Origin of the sequence: Sphingorhabdus arenilitoris (assembly GCF_042651485.1) — a bacterium.
GTDB classification, from domain to species: domain Bacteria; phylum Pseudomonadota; class Alphaproteobacteria; order Sphingomonadales; family Sphingomonadaceae; genus Sphingorhabdus_B; species Sphingorhabdus_B arenilitoris.
This window is the reverse complement of the sequence record NZ_JBHSDH010000013.1, coordinates 1,664,643-1,684,450: the sequence shown is the minus strand read 5'-3', so window position 1 is coordinate 1,684,450 and position 19,808 is coordinate 1,664,643. Positions and strand designations below refer to the sequence as shown.

17 protein-coding genes are annotated in these 19,808 nt (G+C 52.8%); 5 read left to right on the top strand and 12 right to left on the bottom strand.

Going from position 1 to position 19,808, the window contains the following annotated elements; all coding sequences use genetic code 11:
• The first annotated feature begins 100 nt into the window (after window positions 1-100).
• Window positions 101-922: a LysR family transcriptional regulator gene (locus ACFOWX_RS12365; RefSeq protein WP_381424549.1), complete on the top strand. Its 822-nt coding sequence runs from the start codon at window positions 101-103 to the stop codon at window positions 920-922.
• Window positions 923-946: 24 nt separating this feature from the next.
• Here ACFOWX_RS12365 and ACFOWX_RS12360 read toward each other — a convergent pair whose 3' ends face one another.
• The 6 genes from ACFOWX_RS12360 to ACFOWX_RS12335 form a co-directional block, all read right to left on the bottom strand.
• Window positions 947-1,690, bottom strand: coding sequence for a peptidase (locus tag ACFOWX_RS12360; RefSeq protein WP_381424546.1), 744 nt, complete (start codon window positions 1,688-1,690; stop codon window positions 947-949).
• Between the two features lie 42 nt (window positions 1,691-1,732).
• Window positions 1,733-2,533 carry a transglutaminase family protein gene (locus ACFOWX_RS12355; RefSeq protein WP_381424544.1) on the bottom strand — a complete coding sequence of 267 codons (801 nt, stop codon included), beginning with the start codon at window positions 2,531-2,533 and terminating at the stop codon, window positions 1,733-1,735.
• Between the two features lie 2 nt (window positions 2,534-2,535).
• Window positions 2,536-3,477: an alpha-E domain-containing protein gene (locus ACFOWX_RS12350; RefSeq protein ID WP_381424542.1), complete on the bottom strand. Its 942-nt coding sequence runs from the start codon at window positions 3,475-3,477 to the stop codon at window positions 2,536-2,538.
• A gap of 5 nt (window positions 3,478-3,482) precedes the next feature.
• The gene (locus tag ACFOWX_RS12345; RefSeq protein WP_381424540.1) at window positions 3,483-4,919 is read right to left on the bottom strand and encodes a circularly permuted type 2 ATP-grasp protein; all 1,437 of its coding nucleotides are present in this window, start codon (window positions 4,917-4,919) and stop codon (window positions 3,483-3,485) included.
• A gap of 210 nt (window positions 4,920-5,129) precedes the next feature.
• Window positions 5,130-5,906 (bottom strand): peroxide stress protein YaaA, encoded by a 777-nt coding sequence (yaaA, locus tag ACFOWX_RS12340; RefSeq protein ID WP_381425058.1) that lies wholly within the window; start codon window positions 5,904-5,906, stop codon window positions 5,130-5,132.
• 126 nt (window positions 5,907-6,032) lie between these two features.
• The gene (locus ACFOWX_RS12335; protein ID WP_381425056.1) at window positions 6,033-7,244 is read right to left on the bottom strand and encodes a cation:proton antiporter; all 1,212 of its coding nucleotides are present in this window, start codon (window positions 7,242-7,244) and stop codon (window positions 6,033-6,035) included.
• A 160-nt stretch (window positions 7,245-7,404) separates the two neighbouring features.
• Here ACFOWX_RS12335 and ACFOWX_RS12330 point away from each other — a divergent pair, with 160 nt between their 5' ends.
• From ACFOWX_RS12330 to ACFOWX_RS12320, 3 genes are all read left to right on the top strand, one after another.
• Window positions 7,405-8,364 carry a right-handed parallel beta-helix repeat-containing protein gene (locus ACFOWX_RS12330; RefSeq protein WP_381424538.1) on the top strand — a complete coding sequence of 320 codons (960 nt, stop codon included), beginning with the start codon at window positions 7,405-7,407 and terminating at the stop codon, window positions 8,362-8,364.
• 306 nt (window positions 8,365-8,670) lie between these two features.
• Window positions 8,671-11,739 (top strand): TonB-dependent receptor, encoded by a 3,069-nt coding sequence (locus ACFOWX_RS12325; protein ID WP_381424536.1) that lies wholly within the window; start codon window positions 8,671-8,673, stop codon window positions 11,737-11,739.
• A gap of 380 nt (window positions 11,740-12,119) precedes the next feature.
• Window positions 12,120-13,682 (top strand): tetratricopeptide repeat protein, encoded by a 1,563-nt coding sequence (locus ACFOWX_RS12320; protein WP_381424534.1) that lies wholly within the window; start codon window positions 12,120-12,122, stop codon window positions 13,680-13,682.
• Between the two features lie 37 nt (window positions 13,683-13,719).
• Here the strand turns inward: ACFOWX_RS12320 and pyrC are convergent, their stop codons facing one another.
• A complete protein-coding gene (gene pyrC / locus ACFOWX_RS12315) occupies window positions 13,720-14,760 on the bottom strand; it encodes a dihydroorotase (protein WP_381424532.1) in 1,041 nt (346 codons plus the stop codon).
• 62 nt (window positions 14,761-14,822) lie between these two features.
• Here pyrC and ygfZ point away from each other — a divergent pair, with 62 nt between their 5' ends.
• Window positions 14,823-15,623 carry a CAF17-like 4Fe-4S cluster assembly/insertion protein YgfZ gene (ygfZ, locus tag ACFOWX_RS12310; RefSeq protein ID WP_381424529.1) on the top strand — a complete coding sequence of 267 codons (801 nt, stop codon included), beginning with the start codon at window positions 14,823-14,825 and terminating at the stop codon, window positions 15,621-15,623.
• Between the two features lie 6 nt (window positions 15,624-15,629).
• On the opposite strand, the gene ACFOWX_RS12305 is transcribed toward ygfZ, so the two are convergent.
• The 5 genes from ACFOWX_RS12305 to ACFOWX_RS12285 form a co-directional block, all read right to left on the bottom strand.
• On the bottom strand, window positions 15,630-16,082 hold the full coding sequence (locus tag ACFOWX_RS12305; RefSeq protein WP_381425054.1) for a DUF805 domain-containing protein: 453 nt from the start codon (window positions 16,080-16,082) through the stop codon (window positions 15,630-15,632).
• Between the two features lie 116 nt (window positions 16,083-16,198).
• Window positions 16,199-16,573, bottom strand: a complete 375-nt coding sequence (locus ACFOWX_RS12300; RefSeq protein ID WP_381424527.1) for a septal ring lytic transglycosylase RlpA family protein — start codon at window positions 16,571-16,573, stop codon at window positions 16,199-16,201.
• A 221-nt stretch (window positions 16,574-16,794) separates the two neighbouring features.
• Window positions 16,795-17,973: an acetyl-CoA C-acyltransferase gene (locus tag ACFOWX_RS12295; protein ID WP_381424525.1), complete on the bottom strand. Its 1,179-nt coding sequence runs from the start codon at window positions 17,971-17,973 to the stop codon at window positions 16,795-16,797.
• Between the two features lie 85 nt (window positions 17,974-18,058).
• Window positions 18,059-18,517, bottom strand: a complete 459-nt coding sequence (locus tag ACFOWX_RS12290) for a MaoC family dehydratase (protein ID WP_381424523.1) — start codon at window positions 18,515-18,517, stop codon at window positions 18,059-18,061.
• A 79-nt stretch (window positions 18,518-18,596) separates the two neighbouring features.
• Window positions 18,597-19,787, bottom strand: coding sequence for a mechanosensitive ion channel family protein (locus tag ACFOWX_RS12285; protein ID WP_381424521.1), 1,191 nt, complete (start codon window positions 19,785-19,787; stop codon window positions 18,597-18,599).
• Window positions 19,788-19,808 lie beyond the last annotated feature (21 nt).

Below are 19,808 nucleotides of genomic sequence, written 5' to 3'. Positions count from 1 at the left end.
TGGTTTGTTGAAACCAATATAGGGGCCGGAATATATTTTAGGAAACGGGATTGTTAGAATAATAAATTCGGTATATCCGAATTAAATGGATATTACGACCTTGAAAACATTTCTTGCCGCTGCCGAAACCGGCAGCTTTGCGGGCGCTGCGCAATCGGTTAACGCCAGCCCGTCCTCGGTTACCGAACGGATAAAGCAATTGGAGCATCGATTGGGCGTGACCCTGTTTGACCGAGACAGGCGTGGATGCCGTTTGACCTCGGCAGGGACGAAATTCAGGGATGCGGCGCGGCAAACGGTCCGCGCATGGGAATTGGGGCTGCATAATGTTTCATTGCCCGATGAATTTACCCGCTCCCTCTCTTTCGGGGGTCAATATGCACTTTGGCGGGCCTATCTACTGCCTTGGCTCGCCGATGCACGGCGGCACTTTTCTGATATCGCTTTCAACGTAACCGCTGGGGCTTCGCCGCGCCTCAACCGGGATTTGGCCGAGGGAAAGCTGGACATTGCGGTCATGTATAATCCGGTTTTTCGCCGCGACGTCGTCTCAGAATTGCTGTTTAACGACCCCCTAATATTGGTCGGACCGAAAGAGGACAGCAATTGGCGTGGACGCTATGTCCATATTGATTGGGGACCAACGCTGAGCCCCGAAATTGCGATCAACCATAAACTGCGTCCAATGACTGGCCTGAACATCGACCTGGGCGTGCTATCCAAAGAATGGCTGATCCACAATGAGATGTACGGTTTCATGCCATCAAGCCTTGTCCGGAAAGATATAGCCAACGGAAATTTATATCAAATCACGGAAATAGCCGAGATTGAAAATGCCGCCTATGTCTGCTGGCGGCGCGAGCTTGATAGCATTTTAGCCAGCGATATTATCACCCATTTGAAGACCCAGATCAGGTCCTGACCCTGCGCCCAGCTCATCAGAGTCCTAATCATCCGCTGCAAAAGTAAATGGCGGCAACATTTGAAACGCGCTGCGCAACGCATTGCCCCAGCCCGCAGAAATCTGCTGAAAATAAGGATCGTCCGCTTCGATGCGCTGCTGCGTTTTGATCCGGTAGCTGTCTGTTTCATAGACTTGCAAATCCAGCGGCAGGTCCACGGCCAAATTGGCGCGGATGGTTGAATCAAATGATACCAACATCAATTTGATGGCTTCTTCGAAGGACATCGCCGGATCATAAGCGCGGACCAATATGGGGCGGCCATATTTGGTTTCGCCGCTTTGGAAAAATGGGGTATCGGGGCCCGCCTCGATAAAATTACCCTCGGGATAGATCAGGAACAATCGGGGTTCGCTGCCTTTAATCTGTCCGCCCAATATCAACGTCGCGCCAAAAGGGGATTTTGCCTCTTGCCCTTCTTCGGCATAGGATTTGACGACTTCGCGCAATGTTTGACCGATAATGGTGGCGATCTGAAACATGGATGGCGCAGCCAGAATGGAAGGGCTACGGTCTTCGGGTGCCTTGCTGCGTTCATCGAGCAGGCTGATGACCGCTTGTGTGGTGGCTAGATTGCCGGCCGATAATAGCGTGATGACCCGCTCGCCCGGAATTTCCCAGCTGTTCAGTTTTTTGACCTGAGCAATATCGTCCACGCCTGCATTGGTGCGTGTGTCGGACATGAAAACCAACCCCTTATTGAGGCGGAGCCCTATACAATATGTCATTCTAATTTCCCCAGCGACCTCAATCAGGCCGCAGCAATGCGCTTATTGCTGAACTTGCAATTGCACAACCAGATTCTCTGACGACCCGCCGTAGCGCATACCCGAAACGGGCGACGCGTCTTTATAATCAAAACCGGTTGCAATGCGAATATAACGATCATCGGGTGAATAACCATTGGATATGTCAAAGCCGATCCAGCCAATTTCGTCAAAATAAGCTTCGGCCCAGCCATGCGTCGCATCTTGGTTCACGCGGTCGTTCATCATCAGATAACCGGACACGTAACGCGCCGGAAAGCCCAATTTGCGCATCGCCGCGATGAAAATATGGGCATGATCCTGACACACGCCGCCGCCAATTTGTAAGGCAGATTCAGCGCTTGTGCGGGCGTCGGTTTTGCCCAGAATATAGGGCACATGCTGCAGCACGAGCGCAGAGAGCGCATGGGCCTTGGCAATATCCCCGTCATACTCATCGCCCAGCTCTGCCAATAGCCTCGCCATATGCGGACCGGTTTTGGTTAGGGGCGTTTCGCGCCGGAAATTCCAGAGTGCCATGAAGCCTTGATGCTGCCCCACCACGCCGCCATTGTCGGTGACCTCAACCTCGCCCTCGCAATGGATGGTTAAATCAAGGCCGCCGGGATCAATACTGATTAAATCGACATGATTGCTATGCTGATCGACAAAACTACATTCTGTTTTGCCGCCGCTTACGGTCATTTGCCAATCAATAATTTTTTGCCCGCTGCGATCCTTAGGGGTTAAGCGCACTTGCTGTAGGCTGTAATCCAGCGGCGTGTCATATTGATAGCGGGTGGTATGATTGATTTTAAGCCGCATATTTATCCCTGAAACCGGAAATCTTTTTCAATCTGCGCGGCCAATTTGCCGTTCCGCAAAATGAAATCTTCCAAAAATTCGTGAAGCCCCTCTTCAAAAATTTGATCAATTGTAATGTGCTTTAACCTGTCGGCAGATGCCCGGGCGGCCGCACAGCTGGGATGATCGACACCATAATCACGCTGCAAATAGCCCAGATTATCTGCGATCTTTTCGCTACAGAAAATCAGCGAGCGAGGCATTTGGCCGTGTAAGATCAGGAAATCGGCGATGTTCAGCGGGCTCAGCTGCGCGCCATTGAGCCAGCGATAGGCACGCTGCGCCGATACCGACCGCAATATCGTCTCCCACTGCATAATATCGATCGCCGATCCAATTTGGGCAATAGACGGCAGCAGCAGATAATATTTCACATCCAATATGCGCGCCGTATTATCCGCCCGCTCCAAAAAGGTCCCCAGGCGGATGAAATTAAAGCCGTCATTACGCAGCAGCGTGCCCAGCGTCGCGCCGCGCACCTGAGCGCTTTGCTGACGGATCACCGTCAACACATCGGGCACTTCATTTTCATTCACCGGTTTCGACAGCAGCTGACGTAGCCGCATCCAGCTGTCATTGGTCGCTTCCCAAACTTCCCGGGTAAGCGCCGTGCGCACCAGCCGCGCATTGTCGCGCGCAGCTTTCATCGTTGATAATATACTCGATGGATTATTTGGATCACGCAGCATGAAGTTGATGACTTTGGCTGATTTGAACCCATCGTGGCGCGCCTCAAAATCGGCAAGGCTACCTGTCGTCGTTAAAATGGATTTCCACTCTGCCTCCGACGTTGCCGAGCGGGTCAGCGCAATACGAAATCCCGCATCCAGCAACCGTGCATTATTTTCGCATCTTTCCAGATAGCGGAACATCCAGAATAAACCGCCCGCTGTTTTACTAAGCATGCGCCCTATTCCTCCAATACCCAGGTGTCTTTGGTCCCGCCGCCTTGGCTGCTGTTCACCACCAGCGATCCGGGCGTCATTGCTACGCGGGTCAATCCGCCCGGCGTAATGTCAATCCGCTCTGGCGAAACCAGCACAAAGGGGCGCAAATCGACATGGCGCGGCGACAATCCCTTACGCGTGAAAATCGGGACAGTGGACAGCGCCAGCGTCGGCTGCGCGATGTAATTGCCGGGGTTGGCCATCAATTTCGCGCGAAATGCCTGTATCTCTTTTTTATTCGCGGCTGGCCCCACCAACATGCCATAGCCGCCCGACCCATGCACTTCCTTCACGACCAGTTCCGATAGGTTATCGAGCACATAGCGCAAATGATCTGCCTCGCTGCACCGCCATGTCTCGACATTGTTCAGCAGCGGTTTTTCGCCAGTATAAAATTCGACGATATCGGGCATATAGCTATATAGCGCTTTGTCGTCGGCGATACCGGTGCCCGGCGCGTTGGCGATGGTGATACCGCCCGACCGGTAGACGTCCATGATCCCGGGAACGCCCAGCACCGAATCTGGATTGAAATTCAGCGGGTCCAAATATTCATCATCGACACGGCGATAAAGCACGTCGATTGGCGTATAACCCTGCGTCGTGCGCATGGCGATGCGGCCATCCACCACGCGCAGATCATGCCCCTCGACCAGCTCCGCCCCCATTTGATCGGCGAGATAGCTATGTTCAAAATAGGCTGAATTGTGGATGCCCGGCGTCAATATTGCCACGACTGGTTTGCCATCACATTTATCCGGCATGCAATCCGATAGCGAGCGGCGCAGCTTAACCGGATAATCGCTCACCTGCTGAACCGAGATGCGCGAAAATAGCTCCGGAAACATTTGCAGCATCGTTTCCCGGTTTTCCAGCATATAGGAGACCCCCGACGGCGTGCGGGCATTATCCTCCAATACAAAAAATTCATCCACGCCGGTGCGTACAATGTCGGTGCCGACAATATGCGTATAAATACCGCCCGGTGGATTAACGCCAACCATTTGCGGTAGAAACGCGGCATTGTTTGAGATAAGCTCAATCGGGATACGGCCCGCGCGCAAAATTTCCTGCCGGTGGTATATATCATGCAGAAACGCGTTGATGGCGCGGACCCGTTGTTCGATCCCACGTGATAGCTTGCGCCATTCGGATCCAGCAATAATACGCGGCACAACGTCAAAGGGGATCAGGCGTTCGTCGGCATCTTCCTCTCCATAGACATTGAATGTTATGCCGGTGGTGCGAAAAAAAGCCTCTGCCTGCGCGGCTTTCTGCATAATACGTTTGGGGTTTTCCTGCTGCAACCAATGGCCATAGCCGGCATAGGGTGCACGCATATCAGGTTGCTGATCGGACCCACCCGGTTGCAGCATCTCGTCAAAATAATCGATCGTCATTCCCCCATGATTGGAGTGAAAAAACGTTCATCCCGTGATCACATTATTTTCTTGTTAGCCTAGCTTAACGCAAAAAACGCGCATTCATAGCATTTTGTTGAGGCGTACCGAATTATTAGGTGAGGGTCACGACTCCCGAGATCGATAGCCATAACTCAACATTTCAACAAGGAATTGGGGCTGCATGTTTCACGGTAATGCCCGCCGCTATTATTTCTTTACCGGTGGTTGTTTGCGGGTGAAAATTAGCTCGTCTTTGGTCGATGCCTTAATGTCATAACGATAGCCTTCGGCATTGAAATCTTTCAATCCGTCGGTGCGATCGATGCGGTTTTCGATGATCCAGCGGGCCATCAAGCCGCGCGCAAATTTGACATGATACATTAGCGCCCGGGCCTCGCCGTCTTTTATATTCAGGAACGACGCCGTGATGATGGGCACATTGAGCGCTGACCGGTCCACGGCCTTAAAATATTCATTTGACGCCAGGTTTACGATTGCCGGATGGGTATGACCGGCCAGATCGGCATTCAAGCTTTCCGCGATTTTACTGCCCCAAAAATCATAGAGAGATGCCCCGCGCGGATTGGCCATTTTGGTGCCCATTTCCAGCCGATAGGGCTGGATCGCGTCCATCGGGCGCAGCACGCCATATAGGCCCGACAAAATGCGCAGATGGTCCTGCGCATAATCCAGCGCCGCTGCGCTTAATGACCGGGCATCCAGCCCCCAATAAACATCGCCGTCAAAGGTCAGCCCGGCAGGCGCGGCGCTGTTGCTTTTGCCATCCAGGTCAAAGGCCTGGAACCGCTCCGCATTCAATTCGGCCAGTTTGTCGCTGATATGCATCAGTTTTTTCAAATTGGCGGCGGACTGCTGCTTTGCCACTTGCGCAATTTCCCGCATATCATCGGATAGCTGCGGCTTGGTCGTTTCCAACCCATGCATATCGGGAGTGAATTTCAATTTTTTGGCAGGTGAAAGCAGGGTGAGAATCTGTCTATCCTTTCCTCATAACATTGGCGGCCAGAAGAGCGCGCCGATATGCGTGGGTATTGTCTGTCTCCACAAATAAGCGCAGACTTTTGGATTGCAACCCAAAGCCCGAAAGTCTCAGCTATCGCGCACAATCAAGCTTTTCAGCTTTGCAAGGCGGGGCGTGACCATCGGGATCGTCAGCATTGTCGAACCGACCGCCATCAACAGCAGCGCAGTGAAGCTGGTGTTGCTGATAATCTGTTTATCGAGGAGGACATTGGCAAAGATAATCATAATCAATGCCTTTGTTTGCAGCAGCCAGCCGATGATGCTCGCCTCTCCCTTCTGCCATTTCAATATCCGCCCAGCCAGATGCACGCCCGCCAGCTTGCCCGCAATGGCGGCCACCAGCAATGCGGCGGCCGCGGCAAATACCATCACGCCGCCGCTTTCCCATTGGGTGCGCAGCCCCGTTGATAGGAAGAAAACAGGCATGAAGGCGAGCAATATATAATGGCGAAATAGGTCCATCCGCTCTTGATTAAACCAGCGCGCCTCCAGCACCATACCTGCCAAAAAGGCGCCAACCATGAAATGCAGACCGCACCAATCCGCGCCCAAGGCCACAGCCGCTAACCATACCAAGCTGACGGGCCAGCGGTCACGTTCCTGCAACGCCTCCATGAGCTTTCGGATCAGGAATGCCGCAATAATGAAAGCGACCAAAAATACCGCCTGTCGCCCGATCCTCTCCCAATCGAGGAGGATGAGCGCGAGTACGCCCCAAATGGCAATGTCATCAAGGCTGGCATAGCGCAAAATCCTCTGCCCCAGCGGCGCGCGCAAAATCTCCAATTTCTCCATAAACAGGATTAGGATGGGTAGCGCGGTGACGGCACAGGACATGCCCAGGCCCAATATCACTTGGACATTATTACCCTTATTTCCCGCCCAAATGTTGCTGCTATTTAACAGCCCCGCCGCAACCAAGCTGCCCAGTGCCATCGGTACGATCATCGCGAGGCCGGCCGTCACGGCGGTTTCACGGGCATTTGCCTTTGCCTTATGCAATTCCAGCTCTATTCCGGCTATCCACACAAACAGCATGACCGCCCATGTCGCAAGGCCAGACAACATCTTGATCACATCAGGGGTAAAGATAGTTTGGTAATAAGATGGAAATATCCCGCCCAATACGCCGGGGCCAAGCAAAATCCCGGCGACAATTTGGACCACAACCAGCGGCGCATAATATTCGGTTCGTCCCAATCGCCAGACCAAATAGGGCAGGCAATAAATTATGAGCATTGCCAATAAAAACAGCTCTGTGGTGGTGACAGGGTGCATCATCGCCCCATAGGCAAGCCGCTGCCCATAAACAAGCGGTTAGCTTTTGAGATTTTCTCGTCTCTTTGTAGGACTCGTTGCATCAGGCTTGGTTAATGCTCTGGAAGTTAACAGCGGCGTTATTGTATGCCGATACGAATTTTAATGACACAGGTGCCTTATGTCCAAATCGCCTTATATGATCGGTTCGCTTGTCGGTCTTGCCGCATTACTTGCTTGGGCGCATGACGCCTCCGCGCAGGCGGATCAGAATGCGCCATTTCAAATTGCCGAAACTGGACAGAAATTCAGGATATTGGACCAAGCGGTAAAAGCGATTGGAGACGGCGAGGGCACGATATTAATTCGGCCCGGCCTTTATCAACAATGCGCGGTGCAGGAAGAGGGCAGTATCGCCTACCGCGCGGCGGCCATAGGTCAGGTCATATTTGACCGTGCGACCTGCGAAGGAAAAGCCGCATTGGTGCTGCGGGGGCGCGGTGCAAGCGTGGACGGTATTATTTTTCAGGGCATGGCTGTGCCCGATGCCAATGGCGCGGGGATCCGTTTGGAAAAAGGCGATCTGGTCGTCACGCGCTCTATCTTCCGCGACAGCGAGCAAGGTATATTGACCGCGCCTGATCCATCGTCAAATATCCGCATTGATCAGTCAACCTTTTCCGGGCTTGGCCGCTGTGACCGCGGGCTTGATTGCGCGCATAGCATCTATATCGGCGATTATGGCTCGCTGACCGTCACCAACAGCCGCTTTGAACGCGGCAATGGCGGCCATTATGTAAAAAGCCGCGCCGCCCGCGTTGATATTCGCGACAATGCCTTTGACGACAGCCGGGGACGCACGACCAATTACATGATTGACCTGCCCGGCGGGGCAACCGGCACGATAAGCGGCAATAAATTTGTGCAAGGCGAGAATAAAGAAAATTACAGCGCGTTCATTACCGTTGCTCCCGAAGGCAAAAAGCATAGCAGCGCGGGGCTGTCTATTTTCAATAATGACGCGCGCATCGGTCCGGGTATTGATCGGAATAGCACTTTCCTTGCGGATTGGTCCGGCGATCAGATTAATTTGGGCGTCAATCGGCTCGGCTCCAATCTGAAAAGATATGAGCGCCGCTAACCGCACGGCCTTTAGTGGGCTCAGGCCCCTAAAACTTTATCACTATATCGATAGCCTGCCATTTGAGCAGCTTTTTCGGCGCATTACCATGCCTTACCCAAAATTGGTATAGCATACTGGTATTATATAAATGTCGGATTAGTTGCATAATTGGTCATATTTATTGGTTGACATCACTCTCATGCTGCCGCAAGAACGGATGAAAAGAATATTGACACCGGTGTCTTTTTCATTCACCGATGTTTGAGGGCGCTACCGATAAGGTAAGTCGGCGCGCATCTTGGAGAGCTTTTGGGAGGATTTTCAATGACTAAACACGCTATAACTACGTCTGGCCGGGATTCGCGGCGCATGCTTGCCGCCTTATTGGCCGGAACGGCACTCACTATGGGCGCGGCAACGCCTAGCTTCGCGCAAAATGTCGATGACACGGCTGCTGAAGAATCGAATGATAATGTCATTGTGGTGAGCGGTATCCGCGCTTCACTTGAATCCGCCCTCGGCGAAAAACGGGCATCGAACAATATCGTTGAGGTCATCCAAGCCGAAGACATTGGTAAGCTCCCTGACCAGAATTTGGCCGAAGTTCTGGAAAATGTCACCGGTATCCAAATCACCCGGCAGGCTGGTGTGGGTAATGCTGTGCAGATTCGCGGCACCGATGCAAACCGGACCGAAATTAACGGTGTTTCTACGGTAGGTTCAGGAGCTGGTCGTTCAGGTATTAGCTTCGAAGATTTACCCGCAGCGCTGATTTCTGCGGTTGAAGTAACGAAGGTTCCCGAAGCGAAAACGATTGAAGGTTCGGTTGGCGGCACAATTAACCTCAAAACAATCCGTCCGCTTAGCTTGAATGAACCTTTGATCGCAGCGCGTGTCCAATATGAAAATAGCGACCTTGCAAAAACAACATTGCCCCGCATCTCCGGCACGATTGGCAATCGGTTTGAAACGGGCATTGGTGAAATCGGCATCGTATTGAGCGGCAGTTATGCACGTCAGGATGTTGCGCAATTCGCCCCGCGTGTCGACCGCGACGCAATCAACCTGGCCAATTCCGGTCCAAGCTCCGAAAATTTCAACTTCCTGCAAATTCAGTTTTTCCAACAGGAAACCAACAATTTTGAATATGAAACCTACAATGGCACGGCGGCATTAGAGTGGAAACCAGCCGACAATCTGCGCCTGTATTTTGATGCAACCTTAAATGACCAGCAACGGTCGCAGGAAAGCAACCGCGTGCAGTTGTCTGGTGTATCTTCGCCGCTCGTTGTAAATACAACGAACAACACCGCCTTTGAAACTGTAAATCTGGGCAGTTTGAATGGCCCCAATGGCCCGATCAACCTGGGTTCGATCCAATCAACGGTCGCAGGGACGTTGGGCATTGGCGGCGTCAGCGGGGCTACGGTTGATCCAAATTTGCGCACTTCCAGTGATACCGGATCGCGGGTCACCAAAAGCCGGGTGTTCGATGCAGGGTTTGAATGGGAAGGCGAAAAGCTGACCGTCCGGGCAGAAGCTGCGCTGTCGACGTCAAAAACAACCAACCCCAATTTCTCGACGACGCTCGATTTTATCAATCCATTAGGACCGCAACCGGTATTCGGTAGGGGCAGCCTTGATAATGGCGTGCCGCTGGCATTCGACCTACGTAACGGGCTTACATTCGGAATTGACCAGAATAGCCCCTTTGCGCCGAGTGCGGAGCAATTGCTGAACCCTGCCAATTATCAGATTAACCAGGTCTCGCAGGGGGCCAGCAGGTCTGATAATAAGGAAAAAGCTGTTCGCTTTGATTTCACTTATGACACGACGGACCTGAACCCGTTTGTGACTTCAGTTGATTTTGGTTATCGGTGGAATGAAACCTCCGCGATCAACAATGACATCACAAATAACATTTCACTAACCGCAAATGGCAGCAATAACGCAGCTGCGTTGCTGGCGAACCGGTTTAATCGCCCAGAAGGAGATCTGTTCGCAGATATCTTAATCGCGGCGCCGACCAACTTTAACTCCGTTGATGGCCGCGAGTTATTTTTCCGCGACTTCCTGATCATTGATGGGGCGCTGTCCTTCAACGATCCGGCAGCAGTGCTGTCCGCGTTGAATGACGCAATCACCGCCAGCAATACGGCAAACCCAACATTACCCGCTGTGCCTTTGCTGGCTGGCCCGACCGAATCCGCCGTCGGTTTCTTCAGCATTAAGGAAAAAACCAACGCCGCCTATATTCAAGCGAATATGGAAGGTGAGATTTTCGGAATGCCTGCGCGGGGCAATATCGGCCTTCGCTGGTTGAGCACGACGTTGGCATCGACCGGCAACAATGTCGCAAACGGCGTTGCAACCGGAACAACCACGCGGCGGTCCAAATATAATTTCTTGCTACCACGCTTTAGCGCGGTGTTGGAGCCTGCATCCGATGTCTTGCTGCGCGCGGGTATCGCACGCGATATTCGTCGCCCCAATTTCGACGACCTGTCGACATCGAGGAATTTTTCAACATCCGCCGAAGCATTTGTCGAAGGTGGCAACCCCAATCTAATCCCGGAAGTGGTATGGTCATTTGACCTGTCGGGTGAATATTATTTCACACGGTCCAGCTTGATCAGCGTCGGTTTCTTCCACAAAAATCGGACCAATTTGTTCGGTACTTTGGTAGACGCACCGACACCGATCGGCTTTGTTGGTGTGAACCCGCAATTTTCAATCGATCCAAATTGCCCAGGCGGCGGCATATTTAACCCATTGGCCAACCGCAACATTAACAACGTAGCGAACCCCGGTAATGGTATCTGCGCACCGCTCAGCTCAAAGTTCAACGTACCAGGGTCGACAACTCAAACGGGTATCGAAATTGCGTTCCAGCATGATTTGTCGGCATATGAAGATGCGCTCGGCTTTGCGTCTGGTTTCGGCTTTATTGGTAACTTCACTTACCAAAAAGAAGGCGGTTCTGCTGAATCCTTCTTTACCGGCCTGCGCACACGTGAACTTGATGTTCGCTTGGGCTTTGATGCTGGTGAATTGCAAAGCAAGATCACGCTGCCCAATCTGTCGAAATATGCCTATAACGCCACTGTCTTCTACGACAAATATGGTTTGAACGCACGGCTGCGCTACACATGGCGTTCCGACTATGTCACCAATGAGCAGCAAAGATGGAATCTGCCGGTGATTGCTGGTGCACGCGGACAGCTTAATGCCAGCATCAATTACGACATTACCGACAATATCAATGTCGGAATTGAAGGGATCAACCTTCTGCGCGAAGATCAACAGCTTTTCTGCGTAAACAACAACGCCGTACTGTGCTTCCAAGGTTTCACCGACCGCCGCATCACGGGCGGGATCAGCGTGAAGTTCTAAACCGGTAAGAGCCCGGTTCGCATGAAAGGGAGCGCAGTTTAGCGCTCCCTTTTTTGTGTTTTATCGGTCACAGAGATGCGCCAAGAAGGCGGAGCGAAAATTGTCAACCAGGCTGTGTCCTGCCCCTAATCTGCCACGCGCCAGTTAATTTCTTCGCCACATGGAATAGGATGCATTTCCCTTTAAACCGCACACTTATGAGGTTTGCGGTCTATATTTTCTTTCGTTAAGAAGACGGATATAACAAACATAGGGTTCAGATTCGATATGCTGGGCGGGGTAGATCGATAGCAAAATATTATCTTGCTAAGGGGGCATCCGCAGTATGAAAGCACCATTTAAGACCTGATGAACATTATGGAATAACAGGGAGATATAATATGCGCACATCGGTGAAAATACTGGCAGCGATTTCCGCTTTGGCATTTACCACACCGGCTATGGCCGAATGGTGGCGGGCTCAATCCGACCATTTCGTCGTATATTCTGAAGGTAAAGAGCAAGAAGCGCTGGAACTAGCTACGCGCATGGAGCGGGTTGATATGGCGATGCGGGCTATGCAAAATATGACCAAAGATGAGGATCCGGTCCCGGTTACTATTTTTCGTTTCGGCGATACAGATGATATTGGCCGTCTGGCCGGAAGCCGCGGGGTAGCCGGTTTCTATATACCCAGTAGTAATGGTGCGGTGGCATTCATACCCGCCCGTAAACCAAGAGCAAGGGGATTGGGTACACGGTCCGATGGCGACCAACAACTGGATCCGAATATCATATTAGCCCACGAATATGGGCATCACTTCATGTTGCAGAATTTTCCGGCAAACTATCCGGCATGGTATGTGGAAGCCTATGCCGAAGTTTACGGAACCGTGGATATACAGCCCAAAGGCGTTTTTCGTTTAGGCTTGCCAGCGACGCACAGGGCCAATCAATTTCTATATGATGAGCGATTTCCTGCGAAAAAACTGTTTTTCCCCCCATCAAAATTAGAACCAGGTGACTCGCGGCATTTTTATTCCGTTGGTTGGTTGTTGGCGCATTATCTGACGTTTACCGATAAGCGGCCTGGGCAATTGACCGAGTATTTGAAATTGGTGAATGATGGCAAGACAAGCATGCAGGCGGCCGAGGCGGCATTCGGCGATTTGGAAAAATTATCGGAAGAGGTCCGCAAATATCAAAACACGGCTCTCGGGGCGATTGAATTTATACCAAATAATTACCAAGAGCCCATCATTTCTGTCCGCCAGCTCACTCCTGCCGAAGAAGCAGTGATACCCTATGTGATTAAATCCTCCAGGGGTGTGACAAAATCGACGGCTCCAGGCGTGGCTGACCGTATACGTTCTGCTGCAGCGCAATATTCCGATGACAAATTCGTTTTAGACGCGTTGATCGAGGCAGAATTTGATGCCAAAAACTTCGCTGCGTCCGATGCAGCAGCGGATCGCGCGTTGGCCGTTGATCCCAAAAATAGTAAGGCTCTGCTGTATAAAGGTATGATCCGAATGGAACGCGGCAAAACCGATAGTTCGGAATATGTCGCAGCACGACCCTATTTCGTAAAGGCATTTGAATCCGACGATCACAATGCGCGCTCGCTTATCCTAAACTATCTGTCTTATTATAAGGCAGGTGAGGCGATACCCGAGTCTGCGCTATTGGGGTTGGAGCAAGGGTATAAATTATCGCCATACGATCCTTATTCACGGATCGTGCTGGCACGGCAATTTTTGAACGAAAAAAAGGGTGATCTAGCCCGCTACATCTTAGGCCCTCTTGTGCAGGACCCTGATGAAGAAAAATCCGAGGATCGGAACAAGAAGGATGAAGACGACTTTATCGGTCGGTGTGTCAATTATATTGATGCTGGTGACTTAACAAATGCCAGCGCGGAACTGACTCGGATGCTGGATAAAGCGGAAGAAGATAACGGCTAAATCCGTTATCATTACAAAACCGGTGCCTGGCGGCTGGCTATTTTAAGCCCAGTCGCCAGTTAATTTCTTCGCCTGCGTGAAAGGGAACAATATCTTCCCCTGCCGCGGTCAATTTTTCCTCTACCTGGTGGCTTTGCCGGTGCAGGGTGATGGTGCCTTCATTCAGCGGTAGGCCGTAAAAGCGTGGGCCATTTTCGCTGGCGAAAGCCTCCAGCCGGTCTAGTGCATTTTCCTCATCAAATACCGCCGTGTAGCTTTCAATTGCATAAGGGGCGCCGAATATGCCGGCGCAGCCACATGCCGATTCTTTTGCGCCGACGCTATGCGGCGCGCTGTCGGTGCCGAGGAAGAATTTTCTGCTGCCCGATACAGCCACTTCGCGCAGGCGCAGCCGGTGTTCCTCCCGCTTGGCAATCGGCAGGCAGTAAAAATGCGGGCGAATGCCGCCTGCGAATATCGCATTGCGGTTAATGTGCAGATGTTGCGGCGTAATTGTCGCGGCTAAAGTCTCCGGACCGTCAATCACGAAATCAGCAGCATCGCGGGTGGTGATATGTTCGAACACGATTTTCAGCTCGGGCATATCGCGCACCAATTTGGACAGGGTGCGTTCGATAAATACCGCCTCTCGGTCGAAAATATCGACATGATGGTCGGTCACCTCCCCATGGATCAGCAGCGGCATACCGATCGCCTGCATTTTTTCGAGCACGGGATAGATTTTGGCAATATCGGTGACGCCATGCGCGCTGCCGGTCGTGGCGTGGGCGGGGTATAGCTTTGCTGCGACAAATACGCCTTCGCTGTGCCCACGCGCGACATCCATTGGATCCGTGGTGTCGGTCAAGTAACAGGTCATCAGCGGGGTGAAGTCCAATCCAGCCGGTATCGCGGCGATAATCCGGCCGCGATAAGCGGCGGTTTTTTCGACATCAGTCACCGGCGGCGACAAATTGGGCATCACAATCGCTCTGCCAAATTGCCGCGCAGTATAGGGCAGAACGGCCCGCATCATATCGCCATCGCGAAGGTGAAGATGCCAGTCATCAGGGCGGCGGATGGTGATGCTGTTGATCATGGTAATTGGGGATCCTGCGGATAGCTCTTGTTTGCGATTGCCGCTGTCCCTAACTCAGTGGGATGAATATCTCAAAAGATTTTGATGCCGCACACCTGAATGGCCGCCTTTTTGACCGCGCCGTTATCCGCCTGTCCCCCGCCGATGGGGGGGAGGATGTGCGCGGGTTTTTGCAAGGGTTGGTGACGCAGGACACGGCGCTGGTCTCGCCCGACCGCCCGTTATGGGCGGGGCTGCTGACGCCGCAGGGTAAGGCATTGTTTGATTTCATCCTGTTCGCCGACCGCGCAGCGCCGCTGGATATACTGTTGGATTGTCAGGCGGCGGCGGCAGAGGCGCTAATCACGCGATTGTCGCTTTACCGTTTGCGGCGCAAAATTACGATAGGGCTGGATACCACATTGGGCGTCTATTGGGCCGCGACGGGTGCAGGTCACGCCGCCTGCGACCCGCGCTTACCCGCGCTGGGCCACCGCTGGATTGCGGCTGTGTCCGATGGCGATGAAGATGTGAGCACTGCTTATCATGCCCACCGTTTATCGCTGGGCGTAGTGGAAGGGCTGAACGAATTGGGCGATGGGCAGACGTTATGGCTGGAGGCAAATGCCGCTGAGCTGAACGGGGTCAGCTTTACCAAAGGATGTTATGTCGGGCAGGAAAATACCGCGCGGATGAATTGGCGTTCCAAAGTCAACCGGCGGCTTGTGATCGTGCCGATCGACCAAGCCGACGAAAAACGGCAACGCGCCGCCTATCCGGCGCTCGGTCTTTCGGTGGAGCATCGCCGGATAGAGGATTTGGCCGAATTACAGCTGCCCGCCTGGTTATTGGACGCGGCGGGGCAGAGCAATGATATGTCCTAAAGCGGATCAGGCATACACGTTTTTATTGGCTTTGTTACCGGCCGTGCTGGCGGGATTGGGGCCATATTGATTGGCATTTTTATCGCCCGGGGTGCACATCGCAAAAATGTGGATAATGCCTGCCAAAAACCCAATATAGGGAATGGCGCCGATGACCATCAGGACAACAATCGTCCATCCCGAATTGCCAATATCATGCCAACGCCGCACGGTCAGCGCGATTTGTGGTAGCAGGAAAAACAGCAGATAAATGACTGATGCTATGACCAACGATGCATTGCCAAGCATTGCGGTCAACCATGCGCTGGATAGGAAAGGCGCGCTGATCACAGCGCTTGCCATGGCGACGCCGATACCCATGACCATCCCGACCAGCACTTGCAGCAGCATGAAGCTCCAATATTCGCGGCGGCAGGACCGGCCGGCGAAATCCATCATCCGCGCATATGGCAAAAACATATATTTCACGTAATTATCCCCGATAAACCCTACGATATCAAACAGGTTTATCCGAGAAGCGTTAATAATATATGACTGATTTTAAGTGGTTTAGCCAGTTGGTCATCCGACCAAATTTAGCTATCCACCATTTCCAACTTCACCCGTGCATGGCCGCTGCGGACCATACCGATTTCAACGGCGGCGGCATGGGAAATGTCGATAATCCGGCCGCGCGCAAATGGGCCCCGGTCGTTGATTCGGACCACAACATCGCGGCCATTGGACAGGTTGGTGACGCGGACTTGCGCTCCAAAGGGCAGGGTGCGGTGCGCCGCAGTCATCCCCGACGGGTCAAATCGCTCACCATTTGCGGTGCGGTTTCCCGCCAGCTCTTTTCCATAATAGCTTGCCATGCCGCTGCCCAATTCCATGATACTGGCTGATTGTGCCAACAATGGCACCCCGCCTGTCAGTAACGCAGCTACCGCAACAATTTTCAGCATTTTCATAGTAAAACCCTCACCCGGATTCGATCTTGGGGGCTTATGGGTCAGCGGTTGTTATGCGCCAATATTCGCTGCGATATGATGGCTGGCATTTGCGGCGGGGTGAGTGATTTCGCGCGTGTAGTCAGCATCTTTTGGTGAGCGCAAGCAAAAGTGCCAGCGGAAACACGCAATTTCCACTGGCCCCTAAACGTGTCAACGATGAGTTGGATCAATCGGCGATATTAAAAAATCTCAAACAATCCGGCCGCGCCCATGCCGCCACCGACGCACATGGTGACAACGGCATATTTGGCACCGCGCCGCTTACCTTCAATCAAGGCATGGCCGGTGCAGCGCGCACCTGTCATGCCATAGGGATGGCCGATAGAGATGGAACCGCCATTGACGTTGAGCAGTTCGTCCGGAATACCCAGTTTATCGCGGCAATAAATCACCTGCACCGCGAAGGCTTCATTCAGCTCCCACAGGCCGATATCGTCCATTTTCAGGCCAAAACGCTCCAGCAGTTTCGGGATAGCAAAAACAGGACCAATGCCCATTTCATCAGGCTCGGTTCCTGCAACGGCCATGCCGATATAGCGGCCCAAGGGGGTCAGACCTTTTTTCTCCGCCAGCTTGCTTTCCATGACGATGCAAGCTGACGATCCATCCGACAGCTGGCTCGCATTACCCGCCGTGATCGTCATATCTGGCCCCATGACAGGTTGCAGCGATTGCAGGCCTTCCAATGTGGTTTCCGGGCGGTTGCCTTCATCCTTTGCGATGGTCACTTCTTGCTGGCTAACCTCTTTGGTTTCCTTATTCATCACATTCATCATGGTGGTGACAGGAATGATTTCGGCATCGAACAAACCGGCGGCCTGTGCTGCGGCGGTGCGCTGCTGCGATTGCAGCGAATAGGGATCGGTCTGATCTCGGCCGACATTATAGCGTTTCGCGACGGTTTCGGCGGTTTGCAGCATGGGCATGTAAATGGCGTTATGCATCGCGATCAATTCACGGTCTGGGGCGACTCGCATTTCTGCGGTCTGCACCAGGCTGATCGATTCCTGACCACCAGCGGCCACGACATCCATATGGTCATGCACGACTTGCTTTGATGCGGTGGCAATCGCCATCAGGCCCGACGAACATTGCCGGTCCAGCGTCATACCCGATGTGGTGATGGGAAGACCCGCACGCAGCGCAACCTGACGCGCCAGATTGCCCGCTTGCGTGCCCTGTTGCAGCGCGCTGCCCCAGATACAGTCGTCAACCTCTGCGCCTTCAATGCCCGCCCGCTCAACGGCGGCGGCGAGCGAATAGCTGCCCAAGGTAGGGCCAGATGTGGCGTTAAATCCGCCGCGATAGGCTTTGCCGATGGCGGTGCGGGCGGTGGATACGATGACGGCGTCACGCATAATGGAAATCCTTGTTTGAAACGCTCCCTTGGGGACGGGAACTGGTGAAATAAACTGGTCCGTTGGCCGGACTATTATCGCGGGTTTATACGAAAATCTGGCTGATCCATTCGGCGATCAGGGCAGGCTTATCCTCGCCCTCTATCTCGACTGTGAATTCCAGTGTTTGTTGCCATTGGCCGGGGCGTTTTTCGACCATTTCAAGCAGCTTAAAATGGCCGCGCACTTTTTTGCCTGAACGAACAGGGGCCAAGAACCGGGTTTTGTTGCCGCCATAATTGACGCCCATTTTCGCGCCTTCGACCTTGGGCATTTCCGATTTGGCGGTCATCACCGGGAATAGCGACAGCGTCAAAAACCCGTGCGCGATCGTGCCGCCAAAGGGCGTCATTTTCGCCATTTCTTCGTTTACGTGGATGAATTGATGATCGCCTGTGGCATCGGCGAATTTATTGATCATCTCTTGATCGACCAAAATCCATTCCGAAGTGCCGATTGTTTCGCCAACCTTTGCGGCAAGATCATTGGGGCTGATAGTAGACATGCTGTTCTCCCGATTCTGTTATCGAGTTAACATTGCCTTGCCCTTAACGTAAAGACAAGGCTCTGAGCGCAGATTTCTGCTATTTTTTCGCCCTGACGCTACGGTTTTGGGGGATGGCCGCATAGGGCATGATCATCTCTCCATCGGGCGCGGCGGTGAAGGTGGTTTGCGTGGGATAGGCAAATTCCAATCCTTCCTGCGCAAAGGCTTCGATAATGGCTATTCCGACGCGGTGCCGCCCGGCGAATATCTCTTCAAAATCCGCAGACAGAATATCGAACAATAATTCAAAATCGATCGAACTGTCGCCAAAGCCGACAAAGCCCGCGCGCACAAAAACGCCGCCTTCGCGTTCGACAATTTGCTGGAGCAATGCCGGAATCGCGCGCGCCTTTTCCGGCGGGGTCTGATAAATCACACCGATAGGATATTTGGTGCGCCGGTAATTGGTCTGCGTGAAATTGGTGATCTCCATCTCCAACAATTTGGCGTTGGAGATAATCAGCTGCTCACCCGTGACAGAGCGCAGCCGGGTGCTTTTCATGCCAATTTTTTCGACCGTCGCAATATGGGTGCCGAATTGTACCACCTCGCCATTTTTGAATGGCTTGTCCAAAATGATGGCGATGGCGGCAAACAGGTCGGAGAATATACCTTGCGCCGCCAAACCAATGGCAATGCCGCCTACGCCAAGCCCAGCGATCAGGCCGGTGACATTGACGCCCAGATTGTCGAGGATCAATATCGCAGCAATGGCAAATAGGGCAAAGCTGACCAATAGCCGGATCAGCACCATGGCGTTGGAAAGCGTTTCATCCTGCGCGCCGCCCTCACTCACCCGGCGTTCGAGTAAACCAAGGATGATTTCGCGCAGCCATATTGCCGCTTGCATGACCGCCGATATGGTGAATAAAATCACCACGACGCGGGAAATTGGTGCCGGTGTCTGCGCCATTTCATTGACCAGCTCGGCCGAAACCATGATCCGGAAAAAACGGCTGGTTTTGCCCAAAGTCCGCATCGCGATGCTTTTCAGGGCAAATGGGTCCGCTGATTTATCGGCGATGCTGGCCGCTCGGCGCCGCAGGAAACTCAACAATGTGTAAATCAGCCCGCCCATGATGGCGGCCACCATCAATTCGAACCAATGTGTTTGCATCCAATTGACCGCAATATTGCCATAGCTTTCGAGCCGCGATGAAATTTCAAGCAACGGGTTGCTGGCGGAGGTCGCGGCCGGTTTGGCAGTGATGAAGCTAATAACGGTCATAGCGCCATCTGTTAGGGGGAT

What these genes read in the sequence shown, in the direction of transcription:
- pyrC (WP_381424532.1), bottom strand. Translation starts at nt 14,760, where the DNA reads ATGATCAACAGCATCACCATCCGCCGCCCTGATGACTGGCATCTTCAC.
- ACFOWX_RS12325 (WP_381424536.1), top strand. Translation starts at nt 8,671, where the DNA reads ATGACTAAACACGCTATAACTACGTCTGGCCGGGATTCGCGGCGCATG.
- ACFOWX_RS12285 (WP_381424521.1), bottom strand. Translation starts at nt 19,787, where the DNA reads ATGACCGTTATTAGCTTCATCACTGCCAAACCGGCCGCGACCTCCGCC.
- ACFOWX_RS12355 (WP_381424544.1), bottom strand. Translation starts at nt 2,533, where the DNA reads ATGCGGCTTAAAATCAATCATACCACCCGCTATCAATATGACACGCCG.
- ACFOWX_RS12330 (WP_381424538.1), top strand. Translation starts at nt 7,405, where the DNA reads ATGTCCAAATCGCCTTATATGATCGGTTCGCTTGTCGGTCTTGCCGCA.
- ACFOWX_RS12305 (WP_381425054.1), bottom strand. Translation starts at nt 16,082, where the DNA reads ATGTTTTTGCCATATGCGCGGATGATGGATTTCGCCGGCCGGTCCTGC.
- ACFOWX_RS12300 (WP_381424527.1), bottom strand. Translation starts at nt 16,573, where the DNA reads ATGAAAATGCTGAAAATTGTTGCGGTAGCTGCGTTACTGACAGGCGGG.
- ACFOWX_RS12290 (WP_381424523.1), bottom strand. Translation starts at nt 18,517, where the DNA reads ATGTCTACTATCAGCCCCAATGATCTTGCCGCAAAGGTTGGCGAAACA.
- ACFOWX_RS12295 (WP_381424525.1), bottom strand. Translation starts at nt 17,973, where the DNA reads ATGCGTGACGCCGTCATCGTATCCACCGCCCGCACCGCCATCGGCAAA.
- ACFOWX_RS12360 (WP_381424546.1), bottom strand. Translation starts at nt 1,690, where the DNA reads ATGACATATTGTATAGGGCTCCGCCTCAATAAGGGGTTGGTTTTCATG.
- ACFOWX_RS12350 (WP_381424542.1), bottom strand. Translation starts at nt 3,477, where the DNA reads ATGCTTAGTAAAACAGCGGGCGGTTTATTCTGGATGTTCCGCTATCTG.
- ygfZ (WP_381424529.1), top strand. Translation starts at nt 14,823, where the DNA reads ATGAATATCTCAAAAGATTTTGATGCCGCACACCTGAATGGCCGCCTT.
- ACFOWX_RS12320 (WP_381424534.1), top strand. Translation starts at nt 12,120, where the DNA reads ATGCGCACATCGGTGAAAATACTGGCAGCGATTTCCGCTTTGGCATTT.
- ACFOWX_RS12345 (WP_381424540.1), bottom strand. Translation starts at nt 4,919, where the DNA reads ATGACGATCGATTATTTTGACGAGATGCTGCAACCGGGTGGGTCCGAT.
- ACFOWX_RS12335 (WP_381425056.1), bottom strand. Translation starts at nt 7,244, where the DNA reads ATGCACCCTGTCACCACCACAGAGCTGTTTTTATTGGCAATGCTCATA.